Source organism: Methylocaldum sp. (assembly GCF_039794385.1).
In the GTDB taxonomy this organism is placed as follows: domain Bacteria; phylum Pseudomonadota; class Gammaproteobacteria; order Methylococcales; family Methylococcaceae; genus Methylocaldum.
Map to the genome: position 1 here is coordinate 1 of NZ_JBDIVO010000061.1, position 19264 is coordinate 19264.

General features: G+C 61.0%; 10 protein-coding genes and 1 pseudogene. 7 read left to right on the forward strand and 4 right to left on the reverse strand.

Going from position 1 to position 19264, the window contains the following annotated elements; translation table 11 throughout:
* Positions 1-405: hypothetical protein (locus ABJK70_RS07915; RefSeq protein WP_347257718.1), on the forward strand; the 405-nt coding region annotated here is incomplete at its 5' end.
* Between the two features lie 610 nt (positions 406-1015).
* On the opposite strand, the gene ABJK70_RS07920 is transcribed toward ABJK70_RS07915, so the two are convergent.
* The 3 genes from ABJK70_RS07920 to ABJK70_RS07930 form a co-directional block, all read right to left on the reverse strand.
* Complete coding sequence (locus ABJK70_RS07920; protein ID WP_347257719.1) at positions 1016-3481, reverse strand: mechanosensitive ion channel domain-containing protein; 2466 nt, start codon at positions 3479-3481, stop codon at positions 1016-1018.
* 362 nt (positions 3482-3843) lie between these two features.
* Positions 3844-4353, reverse strand: coding sequence for a MarR family transcriptional regulator (locus ABJK70_RS07925; RefSeq protein ID WP_086134150.1), 510 nt, complete (start codon positions 4351-4353; stop codon positions 3844-3846).
* A gap of 137 nt (positions 4354-4490) precedes the next feature.
* Positions 4491-6908: a sucrose synthase gene (locus tag ABJK70_RS07930; RefSeq protein ID WP_347257720.1), complete on the reverse strand. Its 2418-nt coding sequence runs from the start codon at positions 6906-6908 to the stop codon at positions 4491-4493.
* 221 nt (positions 6909-7129) lie between these two features.
* Here ABJK70_RS07930 and ABJK70_RS07935 point away from each other — a divergent pair, with 221 nt between their 5' ends.
* The 6 genes from ABJK70_RS07935 to ABJK70_RS07960 all read left to right on the forward strand — a co-directional run bounded on the left by ABJK70_RS07935 (position 7130) and on the right by ABJK70_RS07960 (position 18569).
* Positions 7130-9592 carry a sugar phosphate nucleotidyltransferase gene (locus tag ABJK70_RS07935; RefSeq protein WP_133717151.1) on the forward strand — a complete coding sequence of 821 codons (2463 nt, stop codon included), beginning with the start codon at positions 7130-7132 and terminating at the stop codon, positions 9590-9592.
* The gene (locus tag ABJK70_RS07940) at positions 9589-10425 is read left to right on the forward strand and encodes an HAD-IIB family hydrolase (protein ID WP_133717150.1); all 837 of its coding nucleotides are present in this window, start codon (positions 9589-9591) and stop codon (positions 10423-10425) included. Before ABJK70_RS07935 ends, ABJK70_RS07940 begins: the two co-directional genes overlap by 4 nt.
* A gap of 5 nt (positions 10426-10430) precedes the next feature.
* Positions 10431-11696 (forward strand): glycosyltransferase, encoded by a 1266-nt coding sequence (locus ABJK70_RS07945; RefSeq protein ID WP_347257721.1) that lies wholly within the window; start codon positions 10431-10433, stop codon positions 11694-11696.
* Positions 11683-12450 (forward strand): alpha/beta hydrolase, encoded by a 768-nt coding sequence (locus ABJK70_RS07950; RefSeq protein WP_077730701.1) that lies wholly within the window; start codon positions 11683-11685, stop codon positions 12448-12450. Before ABJK70_RS07945 ends, ABJK70_RS07950 begins: the two co-directional genes overlap by 14 nt.
* Positions 12451-13323: 873 nt before the next feature.
* On the forward strand, positions 13324-16644 hold the full coding sequence (locus ABJK70_RS07955; protein ID WP_347257722.1) for a PAS domain S-box protein: 3321 nt from the start codon (positions 13324-13326) through the stop codon (positions 16642-16644).
* 503 nt (positions 16645-17147) lie between these two features.
* A complete protein-coding gene (locus tag ABJK70_RS07960) occupies positions 17148-18569 on the forward strand; it encodes a sodium:alanine symporter family protein (protein ID WP_077730704.1) in 1422 nt (473 codons plus the stop codon).
* A gap of 318 nt (positions 18570-18887) precedes the next feature.
* Here the strand turns inward: ABJK70_RS07960 and ABJK70_RS07965 are convergent.
* A pseudogene (locus ABJK70_RS07965) lies at positions 18888-19264 on the reverse strand (hypothetical protein); the annotation flags it as partial.

Below are 19264 nucleotides of genomic sequence, written 5' to 3' on the forward strand. Positions count from 1 at the left end.
GCCGACAATCGCTTCGAAAACATCAAGGGCGCGAAGAGCATACACCGCCTCGGCGACCGCTGGGATGCGGAAAGCATTTTTCCCGATACGGCCTGCGAGGTGTGGAAATGGAGCGGCAACGAACATTATTACTGCCTGTGGAACAAAACCGACGAAGCCGCTGCCCGGCAGAGTTTCGAAGAAGGCAAGAAGGCCGTCGGGGCTTGCCTGGGCGATGCATGGACGCTGACCGAAGAGCAGGCCAGGACCGGGAGAGTCGCGGTGTTTTCCAGAGAAGACGAGGATACCCGCGTATCGCTCCGGTATCTGGCCGATACGCGGCGATACCGCCCGACCTGGCACACCAGCCTGATTATCGGAAACGCCCTGCACGATCCGAGCCTGCTCTATCATCCCGCTCGATAGAGCGTTTTCATTTCGCTCGTACGACAAAACAGGCGTGGCGGAAGTCGCTGGCGCCTTCGGCTACCGTAAATTGATTCAAGCATTCGTAGGTCGGCAATCCTTTGCCGACGAACCCCTTGGCCCGACCGCACCGTCGGGAAGGGGGGCTTCGGCGCTCCAATCGCAAACGGTCATCCCAGGAGCGCTGGGATGACCCTTCCAATCGCAAACGGCCTGGCCGGGAGCGCCGGCCACGCCCTTCCCGAAGACACCGTTTGCGATTGGAAGGTCGCGACTAAAGCGACGTTTGCGATTGGAAAGGATTCCCGACCTACAGGGTACTACGGTCGTAGGTCGGCAATCCTTTGCCGACGAAGATACCTGCTACCGAGCACAGGCTTAAGAGATACGAACGAGTCCATAGCCGCGAAAAGCTGGCAGCCTCGGCTTTGGACGGCGATCCGGCGGCTTCGGCATCGGGTACTGCTGGCCGGCAGCGCCGAATCGCCCAGCCGTTATTAATCAGGCCCGTAAATACCCTCCTGGTATTTCGGGCCGCCGCCCAGGCCCGGTACACGCCCGGCCTGGGCTCACGCGGCTTGTCGCCGCGCCGGGGCATCCCTGCCCCGGATTAACCCGCGCGCAGCTGTGCGGTCGTTTTCCCTTCGCCGGACTTGAGGGCCGACAGCGCCGCTTCGCCGGTTTGGGGTACGCCTTGCAGGTACAAGGCACGGGTGGGAAACGCGAACTGCAATCCTTCGTTCTGAAACGATTCGAAAATCATCAGATTGATGCCCTGCTGCACGTTCATGTAATCGTTGTAATCGGCGCTCAGAACGTAGTAAACGACTTCGAACAGCAGGGAGAATTCGCCGTAAGCCTTGAAATGGGCGCGGTCGAAACGGACGTTGGCCTGGGCCTCGACGGCATTCCGCAATAGGCTTGGGACCTTGACCAGCTTTTCGTATGGCGTGTGGTAAACGAGCCCGATTTGAAACGCCACGCGCCGCTCCCGCATGCGTTTGAAATTGCGAATCCGGGTATTCAGCAGATCGCTGTTCGCGCAGATGATCTGCTCGCCGTCGAGACTGCGGATGCGGGTGGTCTTGATACCGATGTGCTCAACCGTTCCCATGAGCTGATCGAAAATGATGAAATCGCCGGCCACGAAGGGCTTGTCGAAAGCGATGGACAGCGAGGACAACAGATCGCCCAGTATCCGTTGCAGCGCCAGCGCGACCGCGACGCCGCCGATTCCGAGACCGGCCGCCAGCGCCGTGATATCCACGCCGAAATTTTGCAGCGCGAGCAGCAGCGCCAGCGACCAGACCGCCAGTTGACTGAGCGAATTGAAAATCGACAGCGCTCCCAGGCTGGTTTGGTCACGCTTGGTTTTTTTGCCCAAATAGTCGAAGACCCAAACTCTGAGGAAGTAGCTCACCCAGGTGGAAACCTGGAAGAGCAGCGTGACGATGGTCAGTTTGCGTATGATGCCGCTGAGCGTCGGATCCAGGCGCAGCAGCAGCGTCGACGCAAACACCGAGACCATGAGCAAAAAGACCGTGCGGGTTTGCCGGACGCCGGCAAAGAACTCGCCGATCAGAACGTTTTGCCGACGCTCGAGATAACGCTGCAAAGCTGAGATGAGAAAATTCCGAACGAACACCAGCAGGCTGAACAGCCCGGACACTGCTACCAGCGCCAAACCCCAGTCGCGCACGCGGTTGCCGTTCAATTCCGTATCCAGGACCAACTCCGCCAGCTCGCGCCAGCTTCGGTGCTCGGTACGGTCGTTGACCGACTCGACGACTTTTTGGAGCAGGCCGCGGGTCTTTTCGAGATAAGCATCCTGATCGCGCAAGTGGTCGATCAGCGATTCCGCCGATTGGTGCTGCTGTTCCAGCCAGCGCGCGGAACTTCCGCCGTCGCGCTCCGAATTGGAAAGCTTGTTTTCGATCGAGATCAGTTGCTTTTTCCAGTCCTGGAGCAAAAGAATCACGGCGCGTTCGGTCTGATCGAGCGCGGCCAAGGCGTCGACCGCTTCCTCCTTCCATTTCACCCATTCCACGGGCTTGCCGAAACCGTTGATGACGGCGTGACGCCGCCGCCAGGCCGTATTCCACGTTCCGATCAGCTCCACACGCTTGTTTAAACCGGAAATCTTCGTTTCCAAGGATTCCTTGGCCAAACGCCGCGCTTCGACCTCTTCCGACAGCTCCCCGAGTTTGTCCAGGGGCGCGTTCGCCATACGCTGCCTCGCATCGTGCAGACGACTTTCGTTGGCGATCTGCTGGCCATCCATTCTTCTCAATTCGCGCTTCAGTTCGAGTTCTTCCTTCTCGATTTGCTGCAGCCGCTCCTCGAGCTCCTTGTCGGTGAATTGTACGCGGCCGGCCAATAGGCTCAGGCGCCGTTCGAGCAGCTTCACGGATGCTTCGGCAACGGTCAGCTTTCGTTTTTCCCTTTCCAGGTTCAATTCACCGAGCCGCAGCGTTTCCTCGGCCTGCTTAAGTTCCCACCGGGCCGATTGCAAACGCAGGGAATCGGGCTCCCCGTCTGACGAAGCGGCCTTCTCGCCCTCGTCGGCGGCCAGTTCCTTTTGCTTCCCGGCCACAGCCGCCCGCGCCTGCTCGACCTGAGCGTTAGCCTGATCGACGGCGGCTCTCAACGCGGACAGGCGCGCCGTTTGTGCGCTCAACTCGGACGACGCGTTATCCAGTTCGCTCACCGGCACCGGATCATCGCTGGTCTCGAGCGTTTTCGCAGCTTCCAGGTATTTCCGCTCCTCGACCGCCAGCGTCTCGATTTCCTGCTGCGCCGCGAGCTGCCGCTCGAAGACGGAATCGAGCTGTTTCAGGGTTTCCAGCTGCTGGTTCAGTACGGCCGCCCTGTCCGATCCGGATGCGGATCCCGCATCCATGGCTTTTCGGACCGACTCCATGGCGGACGCCACCTCTTGTCGGCCGGCCTTGATGCGATCGACCGGATTCAAGGCTTCTTCTGCCGAAAGAGCCGGTTTCGCCGCCTCGGCCTCGCCCGGCGCCGGCTGAGCCGTCTCCTGAGCCAGCGCAGATTGGGCCAGCCAAAAAACAAGCATCCCCAGCGACAAATCGATTACGGATCGATATAGGGTTCTTTTTGAAGGACCCATTAAGTACCCCCCATTTTGATAGCGTTTATTGGTTCGAATTAATGCGTTTGACGTGACGGCGTGATGCCGGACGCTACATGTTGCAAAGCGTTTTGGGTTGCAGTACCTCGTACGATCTTGAACAGGGGCCGATCAATAATGTTCGGGAGCGGAATTTATTAATCAGGCCCGTAAATACCCTCCTGGTATTTCGGGCCGCCGCCCAGGCCGGTACACGCCCGGCCTGGGCTCACGCGGCTTGTCGCCGCGCCGGGGCATCCCTGCCCCGGATTAACCCGCGGCCAGAGGCCGCCCCACCAGCCGGCTCGTCAGCATCCCGCATCCTCGGCATCGTCGGTGAGGAACCGCAAACCCGCTTCGATGCATTCGGCATCGTGAACCGGCTTGGGCTTGACGCGCGACATATCCATCATGCCGGCGACCCGTTGCAGGCTGGAAAGGATGAGAGTCTGCTCCCAGTCGTTCAATTGCCGGAAAGCGGCCACGAAGTCGACATGCAGCAGCGAGGGCGCATGCCGGAGTGCCTCCCGGCCGGAGTCGGTGAGGGTGATGGTCAGGCGCCGCTTGTCTTCCGCGCTGCGCTCGCGCCGGATCAGGGCCTTGAGTTCGAGGTGGTCGAGCACCGTGGTGATCGTCCCTTGACTCAGATTGACCGCCTGGCTGAGTTGATTGGCCGTCAAAGGCCCTTGTTTCGTCAAGGCGCGCAAAACCATCAACTGAGAGCCGGTCAGTCCCACCTTTTGCAACTGCTTGGATTGCAGATCGAGCGCACGGACGATGCGCCGGAGCTCTATCAATACTTGTTCGTTAATTTCCATACGCTAGAACATTTTCCAGTTTGGCGTAGCGCCCGAGGTAGGTCGGCAATCCCTTGCCGACACAACGGACTTGTCGGCAAGGGATTGCCGACCTACAAATTGTTCTTTAATTCCCATAGGCTAAAACGTGCTCGAAATCAGGCCATGGCTTGGGCCAGACGGCGGAATTGCAGGCTGTATAAAGCCTGAAGATAACGCTGAGTCTCCCGGCGCTCCAAATCGGTCACGTGGCGCCAGAACCCGTAGACTCTGGACAAGGTCATCATCCGCTCGGCATAGTGCTGCCAGGTATAGCGTTGGGCAACCCGCGCGAGCGCTCCCTCCGAGATTCGCGCCCAGTATTCCGGCTCGTTGCGCGCTCTGGCAAAGAAACGCGCGATGCGTTCCGCCGCCGCATCGCCATGATTCGGATCGACGTGAAAGCCGGATAGTCCGTCCTCGATGATCTCCGAAGGCCCGCCGAAGCAGGTGGCGAAACAGGGGAGGCCCGAAGCCATCGCCTCGATCACCGTAAGTCCGAAGGCCTCGAACAAGGCCGGCTGGACGAAAGCCCCGCGGCTGTCCGCCACGTAGCGATAAAGCTCGCCGGCCAAATTCTTGGGCAGTCTGAGCCCCAGCCAGCGCACCTGCCGGTCCAGCCCGTATCGGTCGAACAAGGCGTGCATGCGCCGGATCTGTCCGATTTCCTCGGTGTCGGAAGAACGTTCCGGATCCACGTAACCGGAAATCACCAGCAGATTGGCCTCCCCGCGCAGCTTCTCGGAAGCGCCGAACCATTCCACCAGTCCGGCGATGTTCTTGATGTGGTCCAGCCGCGCCATGGTGAACAGCAGCGGCTTGTCCCGCTCATGCAGGATCCCGCGTGCGTCGGCCTTCTCCGCCTCGCCGTAGATCAGCTCCTCTATTTCTGCATGCAGATGGGGCAGGCGTCGGTCGGCGGCGGTGTGGGGGAAATAAGCCGCCGCATCGGCGCCCGGCGAAACGATGTTGAACTTCGGATCATAGACGTCTATCCCGTTCACGACCCGAAACAACTTGGGCATGGTAAACGCCGCGTGACTCTCGTACTGCCCCACGCTGTCGCGGGTACCCGCTATTTCCTGATAGCTGCTGGCGATGATGAAGTCGGCCGCGTTCATCGCGATCAGGTCGGCGGTGAACTGGCAGGAAAAATGGTACTGGGATTCGTTATCCTGCCAGAACAGATCGGAATGGCAATACTTGGTCTTTTCCAAGGCATGGGCGATGTTGCACTGGGTCACGCCCAGGCGTTGCGACAGAAGGGTCGCAACCAGATTGCCGTCCGAGTAGTTGCCGACGATCAAGTCGGGACGCCCGCCCAGTTCGGCGAGCAGCTCGCGCTCCGCGTCCAGGGTATAGCGCTCCAGATAAGGCCAGACCTCGAACCGGGAAATCCAGTGCGTCACGATCTCGCCGGACACGTTGCGGAAAGGTACCCTGAGTATCCGGGCGTTGCACGTTCCGGAAATGGGCTCGAGCCGCTGGTCGCAGCTGGTCCCCTCCGCCTGCGGTATCAACCGCGTCACCACCACGATTTGCGGCTCGATGTCGAGCCCCTGCTCGAACAGGCGGGAACGCATTTCGGTCTCCAGGGCGCGCACCTGATCGAGGATGTAGACCACCTGCCCGCCGGTGTCGGGACGGCCGAGCACATTGGCCTGACCGAAATAGCCGTGCGGCGAAATGATCGCCAGCGAGAAGACCATGGGCAAACGCGCGAGAAAGGTTTCCAATCCACGCGGATCGGGCGCCTCGAGGAGATCCTGAAGCAGGCTCATGGTGTCGCGGATGCGAGAGACCTCGCGCCCCCAGCCGGTCTCGAACCCTAGGGCGCGCAAGGCCGCCGCCACTTCCTCCCAGGTCGCCGAAGGCTCGTGGCCGGCGAGCATGTCGTCGGCCTGGCGCAAGGCCCTGCGCAAGTCGCGAACGCTCCTGATCTGCTCGTTGAGCATCAGGGTCTGGCCACGGAACGAGTGAATGCTCAGAAAATTCAAGATTCGCTCGCCGCCCTCGCCCAATTCGTCGAACAGTTGCCGGGACAGATGTTTGTTCAAGAACTCCACGCCGCGGCCTATCGATCTCGCCTCCTGGAGCTTTGGAAACTCGCGGGAGAACGGCCCGAAATCGATTTCCAGCAGCCATTCGTCTATATCGTGCTGCCTCGTCGCCAAGCCTTCCTTGAAACGCAGAAAGTCCTGCACCGTCACCTCCTCGACCGTCAGCCCTTCGAGCGCGATGCGCACATAGCGCCAGGTGGCGATGCGAAGCCGGATGGCAAGATAGACCCAGGCGTCGTTAAGGGCGGCCTCCTGAGTAAAGCGTATGGTTTTTGCCAAGGGCGTTTGCTTTAGCCCCTCGGGCGCATCTTCCGCGGTGCAAACGTCGGCGAAAGCGTCGCAGAGATCGGAACGCTGCAAAAAACCGCGCTCCAGTTTTCGAATTTGATGGAGCACCCGATGGCCCACGGTGGGGCTGGCGTCCAGAAACGCGCGCAATTGCACGATCAAATCGTCGCCCCGCGTTTTTTCAGTCATAAGCGTTTCCACTGATCCGGTCTCTTTTATTTTGATGTCAAATAATTATTCAGCTTGCACTTCCTGTCAATTCTGGAGCCTCGTCCGCACCCACCATATCATTAACATATGGTTATCTTGTCATCCGCAATCAACGAGGTTGACAAATCCCAACAAACATTTTGAAATCAAATTATGAGCCATCATCAGAAATCGATCCAACTCGGTGCGGGAGATCATTCATGAAAGCAGTCATTCTTGCCGGGGGTCAGGGAGTACGGCTAAGACCCATTACCGAGAACATACCGAAACCGATGGTCACCGTGCTGGGCAAGCCGATCATGGAGCACATCGCGCGGCATCTCTGCTCGTACGGTTTCACCGATTTGCTGGCAACACTGCATTACCGGCCCCGCGCCATCCGCGACCATTTCGGAGACGGCGGCGATTTCGGCGTGAACCTGCACTACACCTTGGAACACAAGCCGCTGGGAACGGCCGGCTCGGTCAAGCTCGGCGCGGATTTCCTCGACGAGACGTTTCTCGTCATCGCCGGCGATGCGCTGACGGATTTCGATCTCGAAGCCTTTTGGGCCTTTCACAAGGCCAAGGGCGCAAAAGTCAGCCTGTGCCTGAAACGGGTGTCGGACCCCGGCGAGTTCGGCGTCGTCGTAACCGGCGAGGACGACCGCGTGGTCCGTTTCCTGGAAAAACCAGGCCTCAGCGAATTGTGCAGCGACACCGTCAACACCGGCATTTACCTCATAGAACCGGAAATCCTGGAGGCGATACCCGAGGACATTCCATACGATTTCGCCAGCGACCTTTTTCCGAAACTCCTGGAACAGGAGATTCCGTTGTTCGCCTATGTCGCGGAAGGTTACTGGAGCGATATCGGCACCCTGGATCAGCTCAAGCAGTCGCACTGGGACCTGCTCGACGGAAAGGTCCGTCTGCCGCTCGGCGGAAATCTCATCGGAGAACGGATATGGCTTGGCGACGGCGCGCGGATCGCCAAGGACGCGGAGCTCGGCTCGCCCTGCTGGATAGGCGACAACGTACGGATCCGATCCGGCGTCAAGATCGGCGCGTATTCCGTCATCGCGCCGGACGTCGAAATCGACGCGAGGGCGACCGTCAACCGCAGCATCGTCATGAAAAACTCGTTCGTCGGCGAGTCGAGCGACCTGCGCAACTGCATCGTCGGCGGCAGCACCGTCATCGAGGCCCGCTGCGAGATCGGCGACGACGCGATCATCGGCTCCCGCTGCCATCTCGGACGCCAGGTCGTGGTCATACCCGGCGTTTCGATCTGGCCCGACAAGGAAATCAACAGCAACACGACGATACGCGAAAACCTGGTCTGGGAATCGCTGCTGCGTCCTTCGATTTTCGGATCGCGCGGCGTCAGCGGCCTGGCCAATCTACACATCACGCCGGAATATGCGGCGGCGCTGGGCAAGGCCTTCGGCAGCTGGATTCAGCGCGGCGCCCGCGTGGCGGTCGCCCGCGATGCGCACCCGTTCTCCCGGCTGATCAAGCGGGCGTTCATCTCCGGTCTTCTGGCGGTGGGCGTCAATATCGACGACCTGGAAGAGGCCAGCCTGCCGGAGACGCGCTTCATCACCTGCTTCGGCCGCCATTTGAGCGGCGGCGTCCATATCCGCATTTCGGACGAGCACCCCAGCGTGGCCGTCATCGAGCTTTTCGACACCGACGGTTTGCCTTTGCTGCGCAGCGCGCGCCGCAAGATCGAAGCGATGTTCTACCGGGCCGAGTTTCCCAAGGTGTCCATCGAGAACGTCGGTAACCTGACTTATCCCGGCCGCGTCGACGAACGATATGCCGAACACCTTCGCCAGCACCTGAGCCGATCCGCCACCCAACCCTGGGTCGATCGCGTACTCCATTACTGCCGGGAAGGCAATCTGGCGCGGATACTCGGCGACCTGCTCGGCAGCAACGGCTTGCACCATCTCGAGAGCGAATGTAGAGAAAGTTCGGATGTCTCCGCCATACCCTACGAACCGATCGCGGAGATCGCCAGGCTCAACCGGAAGATCGCCCTGATCATCGAGCGAAGCGGCGAACAACTGACCTTGGTCGACGAATTGGGAACGATACACCGGGCGGAACGGACGCAGGAGCTCCTGACCGCAGCCTTCATCATCGGCGCTCCGCCCGAGGAGCCGGTCTTCCTGCCGCCCGATCATCCGAAATTTCTGGCCGAGCTGGCGGACGCCAGAGTGCGGCGACTGATCATTACGCACAAGGAGCCGGCGGCCCAACTGAATGCCGTCAAGAAAGCCATGCAATCCGAAGGCGTTTGGCTGCATTTCGTCCACTTCTATCTCGGCTATGGCGCGGTTGCGGCGTCTCTTCGGCTGCTCGAATTCCTCGGCAGGGAACACCTGACCCTGCACGATTTCGAGCGCCAGATCCCGATCAGCCATTGCCGGCGCCTGATTCTACACTGTCCCTGGGATCACATCGGGCGCGTGATGCGCGAACTGAGTCAACGACCGGAAGCTCGCATGAATGCCGCCCCCGAAGGCGTGCGGCTCGATCTGGACGGCGATTGGGTTTACGTATTGCCGAGCGCGGACGCCCCGCAATTGGAAATCAGCATGGAAGCGTCCAACACCGCGCGGCTCGTGCAACTGGAACAAGAGGTCAGCCAGCGCGTACGGAGTCTGATTCCATGAGCGCGGGCGTTCCGTTCTTATTCGCGTCCGACCTGGACGGCACGCTGCTGCCCAATACCGGCAAACTTCCGGACTCCGGCTGCCTGGAGCGGACCCAGGCGCTTCTTCGGACTCTGATCGAAGCCGACTGCCCTGTCTGCGTCGTCAGCGGACGCTATCTGGCTCTGGCCAAGCAAGGGCAGGCCGTGTTCCGGCTGCCGCAGCCGACCTGGTGGATCTGCAACGTCGGCACCGAGGTTTACGATCAGACGGGCGCGCAGGATCGCGAATGGCAAAGCCGGCTCGGACCGCCGCTAGACCGCGAAGCCTTGCGCCGGTCGCTTTACAGGATCTCGCGCCTGGCGCCTCAGGAGCCGCAAAAGCAAGGACCGCACAAGTTCAGCTTCTATTACCCGGAGCCAGTCAGCCGGGAGCTGCTGGCGGAAATCATGTATCGGGTCCGGGCGGTGAGAAACGATTTGCAGATGATTTCCAGCATCGAGGAATCCTCCGGACGGGCTTTGCTCGACATCATTCCCGCCAATGCCGGGAAATCCCACGCCTTGTGGTACGTCGCCGAGCGCTATGGCTTGGCCGGCGACCGCATCTTCTTCGCGGGCGATTCCGGGAACGATCTCGACGCGCTGCTCTCGGGCGTGTGCGGCGTTCTGGTCGGCAATACTCCGGCAGACGTCCGGGCTCAGGCTTCCGAGCAGCAAAAGCGTAACGATAGCGCCCGATTGTTTATCGCCGACGCGTTCTACGGCGACGGCATCATCCAAGGACTTCGCCACTACGGATTATGGCCGCTCGCTGCGAGCGGCTCGAAGGCCAAACGAGACACCCAGCGGTAGCAGCGATGCGGATTGCCTTCTTCTGCCCCCATAGCGACCCCCTGGCCGTAACCGGCGAACCGGATGCGGGCGGACAATGCATTTACGAGGCTCGCGTGGCGGAACAGCTCGCCCGCCAGGGACACGAGGTTCGGGTCTACACCCGCCGCTGGGGCGGGAAAGCGGTGCGCCAGGACATTTGCGACGGCGCCACGATCTTCCGCTATCCGATGGGGCCGGATGGCTTTCTCCGCAAGGAGGACATGGGCCCCCATCTCGCGGAATTCGTCGAGCATACGCTATTCAGGCAGACCACCTGGCTGAGGCATGCCGATGCCATCCACGGCCACTATTGGGACGGCGGCGCAAGCGCGCTCATGGCGAGTCTCGCTCTCGGCAAGCCCTTGCTGTTTACCAGCCACTCCTTGGGGCTCCTGAAACGGGACCGCGTACCCGATCCCACCCCGGACGGCTCGAAGTTCCGCTACGATGTTCGAATCCGCGCGGAAAAAAAGATCCTGGACGCGGCCGATGCCGTCATCGCGCTCAGCCGGACCGAGCGGGACGCGTTGACCGGGCGCTACGGAGCAAGCGCCGAGAAGGTCCGCATCGTTCCGGGAGGCGTGGACACGGAAGCATTCCACCTGTGCCTGGAAAAAACGAAGCTTCAACGCCAGCTCGGCTTCAGCTCCGATTACCTGCTGTTCACGGTCGGCCGGCTCGATCCCCGCAAAGGCTTTCTCGAGCTGATCGAGGCCATTCCCCAGGTCGTCAAAACCCTGCGGGACGCCGGCAAAACCGTGACTTTCCTGATTCCGATCGGCCCGGAAAAGCCCTCGCCCGACGAATCGGCCTATCGCGACGCCCTGCTCGGGCGGGCGAACGAGCTTCGGATCGCGGACGCGATCCATTGGTTTCACCGCCTGACCGATCAGGAACTATTTCAGTATTACGCGGCGGCCGACCTGTTCCTCTGCCCTTCCCCTTATGAGCCTTTCGGGCTGGTGCTGGTCGAGGCCTTCGCTTCCGGAACCCCGGTGATCGCCACGCCACACGGCGGACCCACCGATATCGTTACACCCGGCGTGAACGGTTATCTGGCCGATCCCGCGGACCCTCCCGCATTCGCCGCCCGCATTCTCGACGCCCTCTTGGCACCCGAGAACGAACGCCGCCGCATGCGCGCCGCCGCGGCCGAAAGAGCCCGGACCCGCTACGCCTGGCCGTCGGTCGCGTCCGCCATAGCGGACGTTTATTGCTCGATTCGGGACGACGCCCATGCCTTACGTTGACAGCCAAGGCGTTCGCATCCATTACCAGGCGGAAGGCGAAGGACCGCCGCTGGTGCTGCACCACGGATTCACCAGCAGTTCCGAGGCGTGGCGCCAGTTCGGGTATGTCCGGGCACTGTGCCGCGATAACCGGTGCATTCTGCTCGACGCCCGCGGCCACGGCGCCAGCGACAAGCCGCACGACCCGGCTGCCTATGCGCTGCCGAACCGGGTGGCGGACGTCGTCGCCGTGCTCGATGCCTTAAAGATCCCGAAAGCGAACTTCCTCGGCTTTTCGATGGGCGGCTGGATTGGCTTCGGCATGGCGAAATACGCGCCCGAACGCGTCGACGCCCTGCTCGTCGTCGGAGCGCATCCCTATGCCGACCAAAGCTGGGACGCCTTCCGGCACATCGACGGCGCGGACCCCGGAGCTTTCCTCACCGCTCTCGAGTCCGTCCTGGAACAGCGCATTCCACCGGAGCTGAGGCCACTTGTGCTGGCCAACGACCTGCGGGCGCTCGCGGCCGCTGCGCAAGAGCGGCCGGCACTGGAAGACGTCCTCCCGACCATGGCCATGCCGTGCCTGCTCCTCGTCGGGGAGGAAGATGCGAGATATCCGGCCGTCCGGGAATGCGCCAAACACATCGCTCACGCCGCCTTCGTCCCGTTGCCCGGTCTCAAGCATACCGAAAGCTTCGTCCGCAGCGATCTCGTTCTTCCGCATATCAAACGGTTTTTGGAAACTGAACGCGGCTTACCGACTCAAGAGTAACGCCACAAAAAACCTGAACTGCGACGGCAGGCCTCGAAATCTGCCGCGTGTGGCGGATGTAACCGTGACGCGAACTCCCCGCCCCACGCTCGTCCGTTCAATTACCGTAAAGCCATCGGCTCTTTTTTTGCGTCCTGCCTAATGCGAAAATGAGCGCCCGTTCAGATGAATATCGCTATAGGGCACCTCGAAAAACTTCGAGGTGCTCGTACGGGTCAGGGATGCCCCGTCGTTTTCAGCCGCGTAAGCAGTTGAAAACGTAAGCCAAGCCCAAACCGCGTTTGGGCTTGGCGAAGAGAAAAACCGCCGGGAAGGCGGTTTTTCGAGGTCCTCTATAGGGTTGATGAAGGTGATTACGACTTCGATGGGCGCGTCCAATGAGCCGAGGGAACGCCTCAAAATCCAAGATGTTTCAAGATGTGGGCTATAGGCTATAGTTCGGTCGCCGTCCGCAAGACATCCGAAACGGGTCTATGCGCGCGCACCCATTACGCCTCTGAAATAAAGCCGAACTGGATGGCCCCGCTCCAGATCCTCCACTTCTTCCTGTTCGCCCTCGGGCACTTTTGAAAAGCCATCCGGCGGGTGCGCCGCAACTTAGTGCCAAGTAGCTCCCGTGATGTTCAACTTTAATGCTTCCCTACCGCCCCGGGTCCCGGGCCGCGTTATCCCCGGCCTGGCCCCAATGCAGCCGGACATTGCACCGGCTTTCCCGCTCGCTGGCGGAACGCCGTACGTGATGCATCGAGGTTTCGGCGCACGGCGACCGCGTCCGGCCGGGGCGGACATGCTCGCGGTGCGGCCGGTCGCGCAGCTGTCCACCCGGCGTTGCCAGCCGCAACCCTGTCCGCTGAAACGGCAGGAGGGAAAAGCATGAGCACGGCTGAGCGCGATATACCGGCATCGCGCCCCGACTTCCAGGTCCTTTTCCAGTCCGTCCCGGCCTGTATTTTGGTGCTGGCACCCGACAGCCCGTATTTCACCATCCTGGCGGCTAGCGACGCCTATCTGCGGGCAACCAAGAAGCGGCGCGAGGAGATCGTGGGGCGGCCGGTCTTCGAAGTCTTCCCCGACAATCCCGACAGCCCGTTCGGGCCGGAGGCGAACAGCCGGGCCTCGTTTGAACGCGTGCTGCGGCACCGCCTCCCCGACGCCCAGGCCATGCGGCAGCACGATATCCGCAGGCCCGAACAGGGCGGCGGGTTCGAGGGCCGTTTCTCGAAATCCTCGAACACGCCGGTGCTCGATGAAAATGGCGACGTCCTCTATATCATTCACCACGTCGAAGATGTAGCCGGGCCAGTCCGGGCGGAACAAGAGCCTCGAGCCGAGACGTCGCCCGTCGACGCAGGGGGGAGGGAAACCGGGGCCGAGGCCCGCCCGGATGCGGCACACATCCGGCGTGAAGCCGACGCGGCCCGCGAGCGCGAGGAGTGTTATTCCGCCATCTTCGACAAGGCCCCCTTCGGCATGGCGCTGACGAAGATGCCCGAACGGACCCTCGTAGCCGTCAACGACGCGTTTCTGAAGATCTTCGAGTGCAACCGGGAAGAGGTGCTGGGCAAGAACAGCGGGCACCTGGGCATCCCGGACGTATGGTTACGGGGCCGGATAGCCTCCGAACTCCGGCAGCGCGCGGCAGTACGCGACGTGGAAATCACGCACAAGTCCAGGTCCGGGGCCAGGCTCGTTCTGTCGCTCAACGTTGATTGGGTCGGCATCGGCGGCCAGACGCTTCTCCTCAGCACCATCCAGGACATCACTGAACGCAAGCAGGTCGAGGAGTCGTTGCGGCGGGAGCAAAGCCTGCTGGATAGTGTCCTGCGGACCACCGATGTGATGCTGGTCTTTCTCGATCGGCAGTTCAACTTCGTCTGGGTCAATCCGGCCTATGCCGAAACCTGCCGGATGAGACCGGAGGACATGGTGGGCAACAACCATTTCGCCTTGTATCCCAACGCGGAAAACGAGGCGATCTTCCGAAAAGTCCGGGATTCCGGCGATGCGGTGTTTTACAAGGACAGGCCCTTCGTTTTCCCCGATCAGCCCGAACGCGGCACCACCTATTGGGACTGGAGCCTGACGCCCGTCAAGGGTAACGACGGAGCGACTGCGGGCCTCGTCTTTTCGCTGCGCGAGACGACGAAATTCAAGCGGGCTCAGGAAGCATTTTGCCAGAGCGAAGAGCGTTTCCGCGCTCTGGTGATGGCCAGTTCCCAGACGATCTATCGCATGAGCTCGGATTGGACCGAGATGTATCAGCTTTACGGCCGGGATTTCCTAGCCGACACGGAAGAGCCGAGCCGAAATTGGCTTCAGAAATACATTCCCTCGGACGACCAGCCGCAGGTCGTCGCCGCCATCGGAGAAGCCATCCGGACCAAGAGCATTTTTGAGCTCGAGCATCGCGTCCGACGAGCGGACGGCAGCTTGGGATGGACGTTTTCGCGTGCGGTTCCGCTGATGAGTGCGGATGGCGATATCGTCGAATGGTTCGGTGCCGCCAGCAATATCACCGAGCGCAAACAAGCCGAGGAAGCATTGCGCGAGAACCGGGCCCAGCTCGAGGCGGAATTGCAGGACACTCGGCTCCTGCAGAGCATCAGCGCAGCGCTTCTTCACGAGGACGACATCCAGGCCCTCTACGAAAAAATCATCGACGCGGCGGCGCACATCATGCACTCGGAATACGCGAGCATGCAGATGCTCTACCCCGAGCGCGGCCGCGGCGGCGAGCTTCGGCTGCTGGCGTTCCGCGGGTTCAATCCGCAAGCGGCAAAGTTCTGGGAATGGGTAAGCGCTGACTCCTCGGATTCGACATGCGGCGCGGCCTTGCGCACGGGCCGGCGCGTCATCGCGCCGGACCTGGAGAACTGCGATTTCATGCAGGGCACCGAGGATCTCGCGACATATCTGCAAACCGGAATTCATGCCTGCCAGACGACGCCCCTGTTCTCGCGGAGCGGCAAGCTGGTGGGCATGATTTCCACGCACTGGCGCCGCCCGCACCAGCCGTCCGAGCGGGATTTGCGCCTGTTGGATATTCTCGCCCGGCAAGCCGCCGACCTCATCGATCGCAAGCGGGCCGAGGAGGCGTTGCGCGAGAGCGAAGAGAAATACCGCACTCTGTTCGAGTGCATGGACGAGGGCTTCTGCACCATCGAAGTGTTGTTCGACGAAAGCGAGAGACCCGTGGATTACCGGTTCCTCATCGTCAATCCGGCTTTCGAGCGGCAGAGCGGAATTCGGGACGCGGTCGGCCGGCGAATACGGGAAATCGCTCCGTTGCTCGAGGAACACTGGTTCGAGATCTTCGGAAAGATCGCGCTGACGGGCCAACCGATGCGCTTCGAAAGTTCCGCCGCGCAACTTCATCGCCATTACGACGTGTACGCGTTTCGGATTGGCGCGCCATCCGAAAGAAAAGTGGCGGTTCTTTTCAACGACATCACTCGGCGCAAACTGATCGAGGAGACCCTGCGCAAGGCCGACCGCCGCAAGGACGAGTTTCTGGCGATGCTGGCTCACGAGCTCAGAAACCCGCTGGCGCCGCTCCGCACCGGTCTGCACGTGCTGCGGAAGTCCGACGGCACAAACCCCGCGACGGAACGCACCCAGACGCTGCTCACGATGATGGAACGGCAGGTGAATCACCTGGTCAGGCTGGTGGACGATCTCTTGGAGGTATCGCGCATCACTCAAGGCAAGATCGCCCTGAAAAAAGAGCGGGTCGATCTGGCGACCATCGTCGGCCATGCCGTCGAAACTAGCCAGGCCCTCATCGAGGCCGGCAACCACACGCTTGAGGTTTCGCTCCCGCCGGAACCCGTGTGCCTCGACGCCGATCCGGTGCGGCTCACTCAGGTGTTGTCGAATCTCCTTAACAATGCCGCCAAGTACATGGCAGCGGGCGGACACGTTTGGCTCCTGGCGGAACGGCAAGGGCCGGACGCCGTGGTGAGCATCCGCGACGAAGGCATCGGCATCTCGGCCGAAATGCTGCCTCATGTCTTCGATCTGTTCACCCAGGCGGACCGTTCCATCGACCGGTCGCAAGGCGGGCTCGGCCTCGGGCTGTCCCTAGTGCGCCACCTGGTCGAGTTGCACGGCGGTTCGGTCGAAGCGAGGAGCGAAGGCCCCGGCCTGGGCAGCGAGTTCGTCGTCCGCCTGCCGCTGGCCTGGACCGGACCCTGATCGCCCCTGCCGGCGATGGTCAGGACGAAAACCGCCGCCGTACCCGCATCGCTTTCAATAAGGATTTTTTAGGGTGGGTTTAGGCCGCGAGGCCGTAACCCACCGAGCGACCTTCAATCGGTGCGTTACGCGGAGCCTGTCCTGAGCCTGTCGAAGGGCCTGTCCCGAGCGAAGCCGAGGGGCTAACTCACCCTGCGATTAGAGCAGTTTCCATTCGTACGTGATGATTGATTGCAAATGGCCTTAGAGCATTTTCATACCTACTGTACGGGCACTCGCGCGTAGGTCGGGAATCCCTTCCCGACGGTGCAGTTGGGTCAACGGGTTCGTCGGCAAAGGATTGCCGACCTACATATCCGAATCCCTTACACCGATTCGGAAAACGCTCCCACAAGCCGTAAACCAATCCGACAGCCGCTCTAATGTTCACTTGAATGTCGGATGGAATAAGTCGTGAAACGGCATTCCTCCGTATACTGTCCGAAACCCTTCAAGGAAAATCCATGCGCGAAATCGAAACGCTGATTGCCACATTATCGGGCTGGGTATGGGGACCGCCCATGCTCGCCCTATTGGTCGGAACCGGGCTGTACCTGACGATCTTGCTGCGCGGCGTGCAGTTCCGCGCCCTGCCCCGAGCCTTCAGCCTTATCTTCGCGAAGGATCACGGCCACGCCGGCGATATCAGCCATTTCGCCGCGCTGATGACGGCGCTTGCGGCCACGGTAGGCATAGGCAACATCGTCGGTGTTGCCACGGCCATCACCCTCGGCGGTCCCGGCGCGGTGTTCTGGATGTGGCTGACGGGTCTGGTGGGCATGGCCACCAAGTATTCCGAGGCGGTGCTGGCGGTCAAGTACCGCGAAAAGGGAGAGTACGGCATGCGCGGCGGGCCGATGTACTATCTGGCCAAGGGTGCCGGCTTGCCTTGGCTGGGCAGACTGTTCGCGGTCTTTACCGCGCTGGCCACCTTCGGTATCGGCAACATGACGCAGGCCAATTCCACCGCCAGGATACTCGAAAGCACCTTTCACATTACTCCACTCACAACGGGCCTGGTGCTGATGGTACTGACGGCACTGGTGATCCTGGGCGGCGTCCGCTCCATCGGCCGGTTCACCTCGCTGCTGGTTCCGTTCATGATCGTCGGCTACATCGGCGCCGCGCTGGTGGTGCTGGTCCTCAATGCCGCCGAAATTCCGCATGCGCTGTACCTGATCTTTTACCACGCCTTCAATCCGATCGCGGCCGGTGGTGGCTTCGCGGGTGCCACCCTCGCCACCGCCATGCGTTACGGCATCGCACGCGGCGTGTTCTCCAACGAATCCGGACTCGGTTCGGCGCCCATCGCGGCAGCGGCCGCGCGCACCGACGGTCCGGTCAAGCAGGCGCTGGTGAGCATGACGCAAACCTTCATCGACACCCTGGTGGTGTGCACCATGACCGCCCTGGTGATCCTCACCGCGAACCCATGGATGCAAGACGTCAGTGCCGGAGAACTGACCAGCGCCAGCATGGCGGAAACGTTGGGCAGTACCGGGACCTTCATCGTCGCGCTCGCCACGGCGCTTTTCGCCTACTCCACCCTGATAGGCTGGAATTACTACGGCGAAAAAGCGGTGGAATACCTGTTCGGGCCGCGCTCCATCCGCATCTACCGCATCTTCTTCGTTGCCGCCGTAATCGTTGGCGCCACCACCAGCCTGGAATTCGTCTGGAACTTCTCCGACCTGATGAACGGCATGATGGCCATTCCCAACCTGATCGGCCTCCTATTGCTGTCGAAAGTCATCAAGGCAGAAACCAACCGCTATTTCAAACAGGAAAGCCGGCCTGAGAGTAGCGCGGCGCCTGAAACAGCCGCCAGGTCTTCGCCTAAGGCGCGACGGTCTGCTCGGGCAACATCGGGAGATCCCCGCACCTGACCGAACGGCGGCTCGCAAGTTTCGCCCAAAGCGGTCAACGAGCAAGAACGGCCGATCAGACCTGAATGTGGCCTCGCCGCCACCGGTATTTGCCGGTCCGCAGGAATTGGCCGAGTGCCGGCAGATTACGATGAGATTGATCAATGCGCGGCGTTCGACCTTATGCAAACCTTTGCCTTTGCATAATCGTCCAAATGCGTGGGAGAAGACCTGATGTTGATCGCGTCATTAACCTTAATAGGTATTGTCGTTACCCGTGTTGCAAAATCAGTAACGCGTCTTTCGATCCATCGTTCAAGAAAGGCCTCGGACGGCCATCTACAGAGTCTTGCGCCTTCGCCGATATCGAGACGCCGCAAAGCCAATCAGCGCTAGGCCCGATGCGATACCGAACAGGCTTACGATTCGTGTCGTCAAGCGCTCTACGCCGGAGTCGGCGCCGACATTGAGCGGGATTCTCAGTATGTCTTGTTCCGGAACGGCATCTGTTCCACCCTTGATCAGGTAGATCGCGTAATACCCATTCGTATCAAGGTCAAAATGCGATTCGATGACACCTTTGGAATAAGTTTTGGCGAGAACCTCCGATATGGTGCGCAGATCCTTGAAGTTTTCAGCATCGCTTTCATCGCCGCCCGTAAACTCCTGTTCGACGATCCGGATGCCGATAGGCATGCTCCTCGGTTCGTTACCCA

Excerpts from the sequence above, each read along its gene's own strand:
- ABJK70_RS07920 (WP_347257719.1), bottom strand. The coding sequence starts at position 3,481 with ATGCTTGTTTTTTGGCTGGCCCAATCTGCGCTGGCTCAGGAGACGGCT.
- ABJK70_RS07925 (WP_086134150.1), bottom strand. The coding sequence starts at position 4,353 with ATGGAAATTAACGAACAAGTATTGATAGAGCTCCGGCGCATCGTCCGT.
- ABJK70_RS07930 (WP_347257720.1), bottom strand. The coding sequence starts at position 6,908 with ATGACTGAAAAAACGCGGGGCGACGATTTGATCGTGCAATTGCGCGCG.
- ABJK70_RS07935 (WP_133717151.1), top strand. The coding sequence starts at position 7,130 with ATGAAAGCAGTCATTCTTGCCGGGGGTCAGGGAGTACGGCTAAGACCC.
- ABJK70_RS07940 (WP_133717150.1), top strand. The coding sequence starts at position 9,589 with ATGAGCGCGGGCGTTCCGTTCTTATTCGCGTCCGACCTGGACGGCACG.
- ABJK70_RS07945 (WP_347257721.1), top strand. The coding sequence starts at position 10,431 with ATGCGGATTGCCTTCTTCTGCCCCCATAGCGACCCCCTGGCCGTAACC.
- ABJK70_RS07950 (WP_077730701.1), top strand. The coding sequence starts at position 11,683 with ATGCCTTACGTTGACAGCCAAGGCGTTCGCATCCATTACCAGGCGGAA.
- ABJK70_RS07955 (WP_347257722.1), top strand. The coding sequence starts at position 13,324 with ATGAGCACGGCTGAGCGCGATATACCGGCATCGCGCCCCGACTTCCAG.
- ABJK70_RS07960 (WP_077730704.1), top strand. The coding sequence starts at position 17,148 with ATGCGCGAAATCGAAACGCTGATTGCCACATTATCGGGCTGGGTATGG.